General features: G+C 44.0%; 13 protein-coding genes. 1 reads left to right on the top strand and 12 read right to left on the bottom strand.

Going from position 1 to position 13081, the window contains the following annotated elements; all coding sequences use genetic code 11:
- Positions 1-140: 140 nt before the first annotated feature.
- From MKY44_RS12470 to MKY44_RS12455, 4 genes are all read right to left on the bottom strand, one after another.
- Positions 141-707, bottom strand: coding sequence for a TetR/AcrR family transcriptional regulator (locus tag MKY44_RS12470; protein ID WP_036608234.1), 567 nt, complete (start codon positions 705-707; stop codon positions 141-143).
- Between the two features lie 209 nt (positions 708-916).
- Complete coding sequence (locus tag MKY44_RS12465) at positions 917-2395, bottom strand: Lsa family ABC-F type ribosomal protection protein (protein ID WP_341007298.1); 1479 nt, start codon at positions 2393-2395, stop codon at positions 917-919.
- 375 nt (positions 2396-2770) lie between these two features.
- The gene (locus MKY44_RS12460) at positions 2771-3307 is read right to left on the bottom strand and encodes a GNAT family N-acetyltransferase (RefSeq protein WP_341007297.1); all 537 of its coding nucleotides are present in this window, start codon (positions 3305-3307) and stop codon (positions 2771-2773) included.
- A gap of 11 nt (positions 3308-3318) precedes the next feature.
- Positions 3319-4176, bottom strand: a complete 858-nt coding sequence (locus tag MKY44_RS12455) for a MerR family transcriptional regulator (RefSeq protein WP_341007296.1) — start codon at positions 4174-4176, stop codon at positions 3319-3321.
- 140 nt (positions 4177-4316) lie between these two features.
- Between MKY44_RS12455 and MKY44_RS12450 the strand changes: the two genes are divergently transcribed.
- Complete coding sequence (locus MKY44_RS12450; protein WP_341007295.1) at positions 4317-5822, top strand: MFS transporter; 1506 nt, start codon at positions 4317-4319, stop codon at positions 5820-5822.
- Positions 5823-6051: 229 nt separating this feature from the next.
- Here MKY44_RS12450 and MKY44_RS12445 read toward each other — a convergent pair whose 3' ends face one another.
- The 8 genes from MKY44_RS12445 to MKY44_RS12410 form a co-directional block, all read right to left on the bottom strand.
- Entirely contained in the window at positions 6052-6435 is a 384-nt protein-coding gene (locus MKY44_RS12445; RefSeq protein ID WP_341007294.1) for a hypothetical protein, read from the bottom strand.
- Between the two features lie 137 nt (positions 6436-6572).
- On the bottom strand, positions 6573-7178 hold the full coding sequence (locus MKY44_RS12440; RefSeq protein ID WP_036608249.1) for a pentapeptide repeat-containing protein: 606 nt from the start codon (positions 7176-7178) through the stop codon (positions 6573-6575).
- Positions 7179-7430: 252 nt separating this feature from the next.
- Complete coding sequence (locus MKY44_RS12435; RefSeq protein WP_341007293.1) at positions 7431-8039, bottom strand: GNAT family N-acetyltransferase; 609 nt, start codon at positions 8037-8039, stop codon at positions 7431-7433.
- A 32-nt stretch (positions 8040-8071) separates the two neighbouring features.
- Complete coding sequence (locus MKY44_RS12430; protein ID WP_341007292.1) at positions 8072-8434, bottom strand: Asp23/Gls24 family envelope stress response protein; 363 nt, start codon at positions 8432-8434, stop codon at positions 8072-8074.
- 163 nt (positions 8435-8597) lie between these two features.
- Positions 8598-9056, bottom strand: a complete 459-nt coding sequence (locus MKY44_RS12425; RefSeq protein ID WP_341007291.1) for a hypothetical protein — start codon at positions 9054-9056, stop codon at positions 8598-8600.
- Complete coding sequence (locus tag MKY44_RS12420) at positions 9053-11071, bottom strand: S9 family peptidase (RefSeq protein ID WP_341007290.1); 2019 nt, start codon at positions 11069-11071, stop codon at positions 9053-9055. Before MKY44_RS12420 ends, MKY44_RS12425 begins: the two co-directional genes overlap by 4 nt.
- A gap of 21 nt (positions 11072-11092) precedes the next feature.
- Positions 11093-12022 (bottom strand): ABC transporter permease, encoded by a 930-nt coding sequence (locus MKY44_RS12415; protein ID WP_036670788.1) that lies wholly within the window; start codon positions 12020-12022, stop codon positions 11093-11095.
- A 15-nt stretch (positions 12023-12037) separates the two neighbouring features.
- Positions 12038-12955: an ABC transporter permease gene (locus MKY44_RS12410; RefSeq protein WP_017688654.1), complete on the bottom strand. Its 918-nt coding sequence runs from the start codon at positions 12953-12955 to the stop codon at positions 12038-12040.
- Between the last annotated feature and the right edge of the window lie 126 nt (positions 12956-13081).

The following is a 13081-nucleotide window of genomic DNA, read 5'->3' as shown; positions in this document are numbered from 1 at the left end:
TAGATTAGTTCAATATCGCTGTTTGAACAGGTCTATATACATGTAAACAAGCAAAAAAAGCCGCTAAATTAGCGACTTTATGAAATCATTTGGTCATTGAGTAACGAGCTGATGCTGCTGAGTTAGTCTCACCCCTATTTTCACCTCTGCTTAAATCCATGATAAAACGTATCCACCACAAGCGCAGGGGCTGCTTTTCTCGCGATATGACCACTTACAACCTGCTGCCACGTCAGGAACATGATGGAATACAGCACATCGACAATCCAGGTTTTATCGAGATCGGAGCGGAAATAACCTTTCTGTTGTAACAGACCGACTGCATGCAATACAGGTTCTCTCAGTTTCAGATCGGCTCCCTCAATCTCGGGATTATAGTTAATAGTGGTGTCATGAGCCAAAAAATAAATTTTGTCGCCTAATGGAATCAGCGCTTCAATCAGTTCGGGTATGTACTTTTCACAGTGCTCCTCATCCAGTTGGATTTCCTTCATGGTCTCACTGACCACCTCAATTGCGCGTAATCCCAGATAAACCATGAGCTGTTCGCGGCTTTCCACGTATCGATGCAACGTAGCGATCCCGATTTTTGCAGATTCTGCAATTTCATTCATGGAAGCATTCGGTTTTTCAATCAGCAATTTGGTGGCCTCGTCCAGAATGGAATGTAGCCTGGTTTGTTTGATTGTTGTCATTTCTTTTTTCATTGTATTGCACCTCTTGGCGAGTATAGTTCAACAATTGATCTGATCATCCATCATATGATTGGATGAGATTATAAAATTATAGCATATATTCTCACGATATCGCATTTTGAACGTAACAAGTCCCCTCTTATATATGTACTGTAAATATAAAGCTTAAAAGCCGCCATTTGGCGGCTCTTAGCATGGTTATCTTTTATCTCGTCCGTTACTTACAGTTCGATGATTCTCGTTGCGATATTTGCACAAAATTCACGATCATGCTCTACAAAAAGCAGGGTTGGCGAGTATTCCAGCAATAAGTCTTCGATCTGCATACGTGAAATGACATCTACAAAGTTGAGTGGTTCATCCCAAATATGCAGATGAGCTTTTTCACTAAGACTTTTGGCAATGAGCACTTTCTTTTTTTGACCTGCGCTAAATGTTGAGATATCTTTCTCCAATTGCAGTCTGGAAAAATCCAACTTTCGAAGTATCGATTTAAACAGGCTTTCATCAATCCCCTGTGTGGCCGCATACTCAGATAAATGTCCTCCGAGATCGGACGTGTCCTGCGACACATACGAGATTTTAAGCTGATGATCCTTACGGAAAAAACCTGTATAAGCAATATCTTCACCACAGATCAGTTTAAGAATGCTTGATTTGCCAGATCCATTTTTACCGTATAGGGAAATACGATCCCCTTTTTCAATCGTAATACTGACATCCTTACACACAGTATTGGAGCCGTAAGATATCGACACATGCTCCAATTCGACAAGTTCATGCTTGTGAAAATCCAGCTGATGAATCTGTAGACGTTCTGCACTCTCGATATTTTTGAGAAGTTTGGACTTCTCTTGAATCGCAGATTGCTGCCTTTGTTCGATATTTTTGGAACGTTTCATCATTTTGGCAGCCTTGTGCCCAATATATCCTTTATCCACCTTGGAGCCGGAATTTCTCGTACCATTTTTGGTTTTTTCAACTTCATGCGACCATCCACCAGTCCGTTTGGCAGAATCGGATAAACGCTTGATATCCTTCATTAATTTCTCATTACTCGCTAGTTCAAACTGATCTTGCCTTCTTTTATTTTCCCACCAAGCGGAGAAATTGCCTTTCTGAATCTCGATGTTACTCTTATTGATGGAAAGGATATGGTCCACACTGTGATCCAGAAACGCCCGATCGTGAGACACCAAAATAAATCCACTCTTGCTGCGGAGATAATCACCTACGATTTGTCTTGCATGAAGATCAAGATGATTGGTAGGTTCATCAATGAGCAGAAACCGATTATCCTTCAGGAACAAAGCAGCCAGCATCACCTTTGTTTGTTCTCCGTTGGATAACGTATCAAAAGGCCGGTACAACACATCTTCTGACACTTTTAACAGGTTAAACTCGCGCACAACTTGCCAGTGCAGATATTCAGGGTGAATCTCGCCGATGACATCAACGGTCATGGCTCCCTTATTCTCTACCTGGTACGGAAAGTATTCAAAGCTAACATTCGCAGAGATATGTCCGCTGTATTCATATTTGCCAAGCAACAGATTGAGGAATGTCGTTTTGCCTCTACCGTTCCTTCCGGTAAAACCCAATTTCCAATCGGAGTCCAACTGAAAACTAACATTTTCAAATATATTATCGTAACTGCCTTCATAAGCAAAGGTCAGGTTGGTAACGTTGATTAAAGACATGCATATCATCCTTTTTATGTGAAATATAAAAGTAAACTGACGGGATTTCACCATAGAACATGGCATGGATTCCCTCACTTTAATATTTGAACATAATCAGAATTTAGATTCGCTTATACAATAAAGAAACCTGGCGATAAACCACTCAGCGCCAAGTAGATCTATGCATAGTAGGACAAAGTGCCGGATTCTGATTAGTCATATTGTGAACCATGCCACTCTTCATGTTCGTTGACAGGCCCACATAAACATCCACAACCTCTAATTCCGTCATGACTCCATACCCCCTTTGAAAACTCACAATTTATTACAGAAAACTTAACATGGAATACAACATGGGTCAAGGCACCCTTCTCCCATATTGGCGCGTAGGGATTAATATAAATATCCTAAAAAATCGAGCTCTCCTTCACCCCATGGCATGCTTCCCACTTCTTTAATCATTAACCCCTCCACCTTTTGAGTCCCAACTCCAACTGTGGTTAAGGTTTCATGATTAATTTTCAACCACGTACATGTGTTGCTTACCGTTTTAAATCCATTTTTGCTATACAATCCCTCATGATCCGTAAATAAAAGGACAAAATCAACACGCCCTTTGGCCATCCTTTCCACTTCGGAAATTAACAATGACGCGATTCCTTGAGAGCGAATAGCAGGAGAAACACACAAATCGATTATCCCCAATACTCTTATGGGTTTTCCATTTAGATTCATCATCCTGTAATCTAGTCCTACATGCCCAACTAATTGGTTATCAGGGGTAAATGCCAATACTCTCCCATGTGGTATTTGCTTAAAAAACAATCTGTCTTTTGGATAAACCTCTGGAAAACTGGCAACAAGTAATTCTTGAAGAAGAGTTGACCATTCTTCATTTAGATCCACATCATATGTTTTAATTAATTCCAAAAAATATCCTCCTAAATCAAGCCATTCTGTTTTTTGCTTGTGTTTTCTGGCTTACACACCTCTACGTAAATTTTGATGATGTACTCATCGGGATTACTTTCTGCAAAATAAGTGAGCAGGTCCAGTGCATACACATGTCCACAGACTTGCAGTCCCTCTTTTTCTATCTCCTCTTTCATGATGGAATACGTCTCTGGCATGCTTTCGTATGAACCCCGATGATTCATGATGGCATACATCCCTTTTGGCTTAATCCATATCGTTTCCCCTGGAATGGGAGCTTTTATTTTGTTGCCAAAGTAATCCGGATAGTATTCGCCTGCCTCATAGTGCTCCTGACGTAAGATCGTCCATACCGGAAATTCATAGTCGATCATCTGTTCATCACAATGGGTCCTGTATTCAATGAACTTACGGAAGAATTCCTTATCTCCATCCCCTTGTTCCAGTTGTACAGCAATAAAATACTCCAGCTCACATTGTTCAATATGTAGCCCTTCAGGAGAAGCATCCGTGGCTTGTTTCGTCATTTCAATGGCACCACTTAGCAGCTTTTGCATACGTTTGATTCGTTGTTGCTCCAACTCAAGTGCCTTTAATTTCTGTTCAAACAGCTCAATTAACAATGGTGTATTCTGATTTTGAATGAACGACTTAATCTCTTGGAGTGAGCTTCCTGCCTTCTTCAGCACATGTATGACATCCAGCACATACGTTTGTTGCATACCATAATAGCGGTAGCCCTTGGCATTGGTATATTCAGGCTTTAACAGCCCAATCTCGTCATAATGAAACAAGGTATGTTTGGTCACTCCGCAGATTTTGGCAAATTCACTGGTGGTAAAATGTTGTGCGTGATGTCCAGCCATCTTTGGACCCTCCATGTACATATGTAGTCTAAGTTTTATCAATATACATGCATTATAGTCTGTAAAGAAAAGTTTGACTATAGGGTTACCCGATAGTTTAGTCTTTGAATTGTAAGTTATTCATATCGCCGGAGGGAAACATGTCAAAATTCAAACGTTGGATGATTCTAGTTATTGTCTCAAGTGCACTATTACTCATTGTGATGGATATGACCATCCTGTACACCGCTTTACCCAGCTTGACCCATGATCTCGGTGCATCAGCTTCGGAGAAATTATGGATTCTGAACGGTTACTCCCTTGTCATGGCGGGTCTTCTTCCTGCAATGGGAACACTCGGGGACCGTCTTGGTCATAAAAAAATATTTACGCTGGGCTTGGTCGTCTTTTCTGCTGCTTCTCTTGCTGCTGCCTTTTCTCCAGTACCCGCTGTGCTGGTCATGAGCAGAATTCTTCTAGCCGTAGGTGCATCCATGATGATGCCAGCAACATTGTCGATTATCAGAGTTACGTTTACGAATGAACGAGAACTCGCACTCGCGATCGGCATCTGGGGTTCCATTGCATCCGGTGGTGCAGGACTGGGACCGATTGTTGGCGGACTGCTTCTTCAACACTTCTGGTGGGGTTCTGTATTTCTGATTAACCTGCCTATAGCCATTATCGCGTTTATATTCGCCTTGAAAATGATCCCTAAACATCAAGGGGATGCATCGAAAAAGTGGGACTTCACCAGTTCCATTCAGATCATGATTGCCATGGTCGCAATTATCTATTCCATTAAGGAATTCACAAGACGCGAAGGATCTCTCACACTCGCTATCATTGCTGCTGTGATCGGTGTTCTGTCCCTGATCATCTTTATTCGCCGTCAGAATAACAGTACCAACCCACTGCTGGATCTGTCCTTATTCAAAATCCCAAGATTCAGCACCGGTTTTATTACCGCACTGGTTGGCTTATTTGCACAAATGGGTGTGCAATATATGGTCACTCAGCGTCTTCAGCTGGTGGAAGGCATGTCACCTCTTCAGGCTGGACTATTCACCGTATCCATACCTGTTGCAGCACTCATTGCCGGACCTGTTACGGGGGCCATTATGCACCGTGTGGATGTTGTGTATATCAAAAGCTTCACTCTCTTCATCGCTGCCCTTGGCATGGGGACGTATCTGATGTATTTCAATGCAGAGTTTACCGGGCAGATTCTCGGTTTGGCACTACTTGGTGCAGGTCTTGGATCAGGTATGACCGCTGCATCACATTCCATTATGAGTTATGCCCCAGCACACAAAGCGGGTATGGCCGCTTCCATTGAGGAAGTAGGTTATGAGCTAGGCGGAGCATCCGGTATTGCGATCATCGGCAGCATGTCGACCCTTTTCTACACACTCGCTATGAAGATCCCTGTGGGAATTAGTGTGCCAGCCAATGCGAAAGACAGTCTGGATGAAGCGCTTATCGCTGCCGAAAGCTTGCCTGCTGCGTCTGCTGAATCGCTCAAAAATGCCGCCTTTGCTGCTTTTGACCAATCCTTCTTTGTTGTCATTGCAGGTGTGACCGTATTTCTGCTCATTGCTGCTCTGATCATGAGCTGGGTTGCTGTGCGGTTAAAACGAGCCCATAAGCACAGCGTTAAAACGTAATGAAATTCACTTCATGAAACAAAGCGAGGTATATACGATTATGTGGTTTCCGATAACCAATGGAATTGTTATTTTATTAGGTATATTTGCTATTTTTCTGATCGTTAGAAATTTGTCAAAAGAAGAGGATTAACTCAATTGAAATTAACATCAAAAACCACTACCTGTGTTGTTTCAGGTAATGGTTTTTGATATGCCTGATAACCGAAGCTTACCGCCATGCGGCACCTCACGGAAGGTAGGCATCCTCTACCTCAACTTTTCGTTCATTCCCCATCGCAATGTATCTTACGTTAATGACATTTCCTTTCTGAAAATGGGGAATATGTGTGATTGGAATATAAGTCTCTACAATTGTTGGGAAGGTGCGTCCGTCAACTTGGGTTACAGTCAAATCCAATCGCACGCCAGGCCTTCCATCCCTACTGGATGATGTCTGTACAATATCATGAATTATTGCTTCTGTTGGAATTCCGTCCATCAGAATGCTCTTGCGAAGGTGATGTTTCTCTTCATTGTTACGTAACAGTTTAAATGCCATAATCGTAGTGATCGTGCCTGTTATAAGCCCAAAGACAATAATAGCAACAAAAATAATTAATGTGACGGACATGATAACCTCCTTTTAGTTGAAACTTATGTTAACTACTTCTTGTTTAGATCTCTTATTCCTGCCAATTTGCTTGAATGGGAAAGCTTTAAAGTCAAAAAAGCCGCCTTAAAGGCGGCTTCCTGCTGTGTATGTTCAACTCAATCTACTTTCGCACCATACGAGCGTACAAACAGAACGGCTTGTTCGCGATCCAAACGTACACCTTTGATATCCAGTGATTTCAGATCGATTCCTTCCAGGTTAGCCCCTCTAAGATCGGCCCCTTGCAGCTTGGCTCTGCTTAATACAACTCGGGTAAGATCACAGTCTCTCAAATCCGCTTTGGTGAAATCCGTGTCCGTAAAGTCAGCCTCAAAGAAACGAATTCCTCGAAGATCCTGTTTACCCAAACGCGTATGTCTCAGATTCGTGTAAGACCAATCGCCGTGACTTAGGGTAATGCCATCCATTTGCGCACCAGAGAAGTCTGAGCCTGTCATCTTGCAGGAGCTGAATTTGGAAGCAAAGAGATTCGCACCACCGAAGGTGCAGTTTTCAAAAGCTGATTCCGTATGAATCGAACCATTCATGGAAGCCCCTTTGAAGTCACACTCGATAAAACGACAGTTACTCGTTTCGATTTCTTCCATAGAAGCGTTCATAAATGTACACTGCTTGAAAACACAACTTATGAGTTCTCCATAGCGTAGATCACGTCCCTCAAAATGTACTGCTTCATATTCCTGATCCTTATATTGATACACTGGTTACACCCCACATTGTATATTTCTCCGTCTTTCTTCATTAAAAGAACTTTTTATACTATACCACACCCCTGTCAAGTACCTGCTTAAACACCCGCAAAAGTCAAGTTACTTTTTTTATGAGAAAAATCTGAAAACTAAAAAAGAGACGCATAAAGCGCCCCTCCAGCTCACACTTTTAACTGTTCCAATGTGGGCTTATATATATGAAACTCTCCAGTTAGCTGTTTGTTCTATTCCTATCAGAAAACATTACACCAGTTTTTTGGACATCCTGTACAGGGATAACGAAGGTTTATTGATTTCCCCTACTCTCTGGTATCCCAAACGCTCGTAGAGTTTAATAGCTAGCAGATTTTCCTTTTTAACCGTAAGTGAAGATTTGGACAGACCTTGTGTTATAGCTTGCTCCTCAGCAAAATGAATGAGCTGTGTCCCTACACCAAGACCTCTGCTTTCAGGAAAGGTAGCCAATGTTCCGATGTGGTACTCGTCGTTCTCCGCTTCTTTTAATGTCACCATGGAGTAGAACTCTTTCCAGTGTTGGAGATTATACTTAATCAGGCTCCATTTACGAAGTTCAAACAGTTTGGAGAACGTTGGCAAAGCAAGTTTGTTCATTATAGTGGTCGGATAACACATGATCATGCCCAGCGTTTGGTTACCCATTTTAGCTTCATAAGCGTACTGGTGACTGAATCGATTCTGATTCGAACGCCATAACTTGTTAAATGTTTTCTCTATAATGCCTTTATCCTTGGTACCTGCAAGCGAATAGGCCATATATTCAAGTGCCATCTGATTTAGTTGCCCGCCGACTAAGGACTGTGGACTGGCTTTTGTTATGGAAATCTTATTCATCGCTGTCACTCCTCTAGGTAGCTAAAATTGGATTAAAGCTTGGCAGCAGGTTGGTTAAATGATAACCCCTCAACGATCACATTCACCGTATCAATGGTTAATCCGGTCAGCTGTTCCACATGTAATCTCACATTGTTTTGCAATTCCCTGCAGACTTCATGCACTTTTGTTCCATAACAAACGACAACCTTTAAGTTTATCTCCAGTCTTGATTCTACCTTGCGGATATTTATGCCATTTTGCAGACTTTTGCCGCCCCACTTTTTGGTGACCCCTTCTATAAGTCCTGTCGACATGGAGGAAATCTCACTGGTAGTATTCGCGATCTTGCCGACAATTTTGGAGATCACATCATCCGATATTTGAATTTTTCCCAAAACATTTTGAATGGACATCCCATGTCCTCCTTTTTATACCTGCATTTTTGATAGATAATAATATCATTTAATATAAATATAAATCATACGAATTCCAATTTCAACTTTTGAATTCAGTCATCCTCATTTCTACCTGTACATAGCAAAAAAACCGCGATCATCGCGGCTTCTTCTGGTCATCCTATGGGAACTTCAATTGAATATGGACAGGAATGCAGGAAGATAACTCACTATCTGTTCTGCCTTCTTCTGCTTGTACGATCCACTGCCTGCCGATTAACGTTTGCAGCAATTCAATCTCTTCTGCGGTCAGTTGAATATGCTTCAGTGAAAGTTCATCTTGAACATAGTCCCGATCCACCTTACGGTCAAACCGGAAATCGAGCAATCGCTTCAACCCGTTAATATGCAAAAACTTGAACTCATAACCTTGACGTATCGCCTTTTCCCAATCGTCTCCGATATCAGCTGCTGTCTGTAGTCTTTCATCAAAATCCATCGCGGATTCCTTAACCAGAGGCAACAAACGGGAATAGTCTCGACGTTGTAAACATTCGATAATCACTTCTTTTGATTCTCCACTTGTCAGTACATTTTCTACAAGAAGCCCTACAGGAATGGACAGCTGAGTTCGACTCATTGCTCGCCCTCCTCATTCCCGAGGTACTGATTGAACCAGGCATTCACCTGTTCGAAGCTATCGATACGTAATGAAGGTTTACCGCTTTTGAGTAAACTGTGGTTGGAACCCGGGTAACGAATCAGTCTGGTCTTTTTGCCGTATCGTTTTAGCGTTGTATATAATTCCTCCGCTTGCGCAATCGGTGTCCGATAGTCCTGCTCTCCGTGCATGATCAGAAGTGGCGTCTCAATGTGATGTGCATGGGCAAGAGGTGAGCGAGACCACAGGAATTCAGCGTTTTCCGCCGGATTACCACCAATGACTCCCTCAACATAGGAAATTCCGATATCACTCGTTCCATACATGGACAACCAGTTGGAGATGCATCGCTGGGTTACAGCCGCCTTGAAACGGTGGGTATGCGCTACAATCCAGTTGGTCATCACTCCGCCATAACTGCCACCCGCTACACCCAGACGTGAAGCATCAAGGAAATCATATGTAGCCAGGGCATAATCAACAGCTTCCATCAGATCCCGGTAATCACCTCCGGCAAAGTCGCCACGGCAAGCTCTGGCAAATTCTTGCCCGTATCCCATACTTCCGCGAGGATTGATCCACAACACTGTATACCCTTGCGCAACGAGTGTCTGCATCTCATGACTATATGTTCCCGTATACATTGCGTGGGGTCCACCATGAATCTGCAAAATTAGTGGCAGTCTCCCATTGGTGTCACGTATTGCCGGTGTGGCTAACCAACCTTGAAGCGGCCATCCATCGGAAGACTTAAACTCTACACGTACAGGCACATTAACAGCTAATTCAGCCATGAATTCATCATTTCGACGGGTGAGTCTGAACATTTCACCACTGTCGATATCCACGCGATATAACTCTCCAGGATGTCCATCTGTTAATGCAGCGATAACCAGCGAGGTACCATCTGGTGTTAAGGTATACTGATACACATCCTTTTCACCAGCGCCCGTCACCGATTGACAAGCCCCATCTTCTCGAATGCGGTACACGTCCACATTCCCGTTATGCGTTCCGAGTACATATACACCGCGTTCCGGATGATGGATATCCGAGATTGGAGAAGGAGACGCACCTGCTGACTTCATATCCCCCAGTGCTGCGTTACCAATCTGCATATCTAATTGAGGTGCAATTATCCTGGGTACACCCCGCTGAACGGGGACAGCGTATAAGCTGTTGTGGCTCCCACTTCCATACTCACGATCACTGGCAATCAGGATCAGCTGCTGCCCATCAGATGAATAGGAGAACTGACTTATCGCCAGACTGGAATCTGTCACTTTGAAGAGATCACTTTCTCCCAATTGAACGCTGTATATATCCGTAAAGTACAGCAGATCTGCATCAAGCTCCTCGTCCTCTACTTGCTTCGAAATGAAAGAAAGCTGCTTGCTATCTGGCGACCATGCTGGAGCACTGATATTCCATAGCCCGGAAGTCACCTGCGTGATCTCCCCGCTTTTGATCTCATATACAAACAACTGGCTGTATTGACCGTCCCACCAGCCAGCCCCTTCCGCCTTCGGCGTTGTACGCTCAAAGACTTTACCTCGCAGTACAGGTGCAGACTCCTGTTGGACGTCTGCTTTCTTCTGTTGGTCCTCCGGTTGTACTTTGCTGGTAAACGCAATGTACTGCCCGTTCGGCGACCATATATAACTCAATATTTTACGTGCGGGTGATATCAACATGACAGGCTCTTTTTGATCTGAATGGAGCGTCCATAATCCTTTGCCCCCATCCACTGAGCGAATGAATGTGAGCTGTGTGCCATCCGGCGACCAAGCAGGTGAGGAATCTTTTGTTCCATCAGAAAGTGCAATATCTTCATCACCATCGAGGGAAATCCCTCGAATTTGCGTGTTATATTCGTTTTTATCCTGATCTATGGTCTGTTCCACATAAGCCACTTGTCCGTTCAGACTGATTACTGGCTGACTGATCCAACGATAGTGACTCAGATCCTCCGGCATAATTGGTCTTTGATTCATAATGATGGCTCCCTTCTCCGTTTATTTATGGGTTGTCTCCGTACGTGGATCAAGCACATCACGCAGCCAATCTCCAAGGAAAATAACACCGAGTACGGTAAATGTAATGGCTAGTCCCGGGAATGTAGCGACCCACCAGCTTGTTGCAACGTATTGTCTGCCATCACTGAGCATCCCTCCCCAGGATACATCAGGTGGTTTGATACCTAGACCCAGGAAACTGAGTGAAGCTTCCATAATAATCGTTGTGCCGACATTCATACCACAGATGACGATAAAGGATGAAAGGATATTCGGCAGAATGTGTTTCAGAATCAATCTTCCATTCTTCGCGCCAATCGATCTGGCCGCATGAACAAAATCACGCTCTTTGATACTGAGAACCTCACTTCTTACCACACGGGTGAATGGAACCCAGTTCGTCACCCCGATGACAAAAATCAACGTTGTAATACCCGGGCCAACAATCGCCATCACAACGAGCATGAACAGAATGGTTGGAATCGCCATGAATGCATCACCTACACGCATGATGACTGCATCCAGCCATTTCCCGTAGAATCCGGATACCAGCCCCAGAATCGCGCCAATGATTCCTGATACAATCACCGCACCCATACCCACGATTAAGGAAACCCGGGCACCATATACAATTCGGCTCCACATGTCTCTACCCAGATTATCGGTACCCAGCCAGTATTCGGCCGTTCCACCCTCAAGCCATGCCGGTGGTTTAAGTCGGCCCAGCGGATTCACCGCTGCCGGATCATGACTCGTCAATAGAGGTGCACCTATGGCAATTAACACAACCAACAATACAAGCACAGCACCAAACATTCCGGTCTTGCTGATGATCAGTTGTTGCCAGATATAACGAAATCCCGTTGGTGCACGCCCATTATCTTGTTCCTGTTCCGTACCCGGAATTGGCATTTCATTGCTGCCTGTCATATATTGCACCTCCTTCTAGTCGTATTTGATGCGCGGATCAAGTAGCCTGTAAGCTACATCCGTCAAGATGTTGATTACTACAACGATAAAGGCAATGACAAACACCGCTGCCTGTACAATCGCCATATCATGTGTGTTGACTGCAACGACCAGCAACTGACCCAGTCCAGGCCAGGAGAATACCGTTTCCGTAATCAAAGTGCCCCCGATCAGACTTGTAAACTGCAAACTCATAATCGTTACGACCGGAATCAGTCCATTTCGAAACGCATGTTTCACAATGACAACCATCCGGCCAAGCCCCTTGCTACGAGCTGTTCGAATATAGTCCTGGTTGAGAATCTCCAGCATGCTGGAGCGAATCAGTCGGGTCATCTGCGCAGCCAGTCCAACGCCAAGCGTGAATGCAGGCAAGATCAGATGTGACAATCCTCCGCGACCGGATACCGGCAATACGCCCAGCATGACGGAGAACAAGAGGATAAGCATAATCCCCATCCAGAAGTTTGGCATTGCCTTACCAATGACGGATATTCCTGAAATAATGAGATCGGTAAACGTATTGCGTTTGACAGCCGAAATGACTCCAAGTGGCACAGCCATAAGTACAGCAAAAAACATGGCGGCTACAGCCAGTTCAAAGCTGGCAGGCAATCTCTCCAGCACAAGCTCTAGCGCAGGCTGATTGTAGCGAAAAGACTGACCAAAGTCTCCCTGTATCGCACTGCCCAGAAACTTCACGTATTGCGTATATAAAGGCTGGTCCAAACCAAGTGCCTGCGTCAAGACAGCACGATCTTCAGCGGTAGCCGTTTCAGGCAACATTAGCGCAACCGGATCACCGGTGACTCGAACCAAAATGAACACAATTAATGAAACAATGAACAGCACCGGAATGATCTGTAGTAATGACTTAAGTACGTATTTGCCCATTCCTTGTTCACCCCCCTTGTAAAGAAAAACACTTATCGACGTACTTTCACAGAAGACAGACCGCAGTTAGTTGAAGTTTTTCTTGCGATGATCGAATCCTTCAGCTCCGCTGAAAACGTATAAATT

Origin of the sequence: Paenibacillus sp. FSL R7-0026, from assembly GCF_038004485.1 — a bacterium.
In the GTDB taxonomy this organism is placed as follows: domain Bacteria; phylum Bacillota; class Bacilli; order Paenibacillales; family Paenibacillaceae; genus Paenibacillus; species Paenibacillus xylanexedens_A.
The sequence above is the reverse complement of the archived record's forward strand: the minus strand, read 5'-3'. Positions and strand labels throughout refer to the sequence as shown.

Bases quoted from the DNA above. Each gene is read 5' to 3' on its own strand.
- MKY44_RS12415 (WP_036670788.1), bottom strand. From the start codon at position 12,022: ATGACAGGCAGCAATGAAATGCCAATTCCGGGTACGGAACAGGAACAA.
- MKY44_RS12450 (WP_341007295.1), top strand. From the start codon at position 4,317: ATGTCAAAATTCAAACGTTGGATGATTCTAGTTATTGTCTCAAGTGCA.
- MKY44_RS12410 (WP_017688654.1), bottom strand. From the start codon at position 12,955: ATGGGCAAATACGTACTTAAGTCATTACTACAGATCATTCCGGTGCTG.
- MKY44_RS12435 (WP_341007293.1), bottom strand. From the start codon at position 8,039: ATGAATAAGATTTCCATAACAAAAGCCAGTCCACAGTCCTTAGTCGGC.
- MKY44_RS12430 (WP_341007292.1), bottom strand. From the start codon at position 8,434: ATGTCCATTCAAAATGTTTTGGGAAAAATTCAAATATCGGATGATGTG.
- MKY44_RS12470 (WP_036608234.1), bottom strand. From the start codon at position 707: ATGAAAAAAGAAATGACAACAATCAAACAAACCAGGCTACATTCCATT.
- MKY44_RS12425 (WP_341007291.1), bottom strand. From the start codon at position 9,056: ATGAGTCGAACTCAGCTGTCCATTCCTGTAGGGCTTCTTGTAGAAAAT.
- MKY44_RS12465 (WP_341007298.1), bottom strand. From the start codon at position 2,395: ATGTCTTTAATCAACGTTACCAACCTGACCTTTGCTTATGAAGGCAGT.
- MKY44_RS12420 (WP_341007290.1), bottom strand. From the start codon at position 11,071: ATGAATCAAAGACCAATTATGCCGGAGGATCTGAGTCACTATCGTTGG.
- MKY44_RS12455 (WP_341007296.1), bottom strand. From the start codon at position 4,176: ATGGCTGGACATCACGCACAACATTTTACCACCAGTGAATTTGCCAAA.
- MKY44_RS12445 (WP_341007294.1), bottom strand. From the start codon at position 6,435: ATGTCCGTCACATTAATTATTTTTGTTGCTATTATTGTCTTTGGGCTT.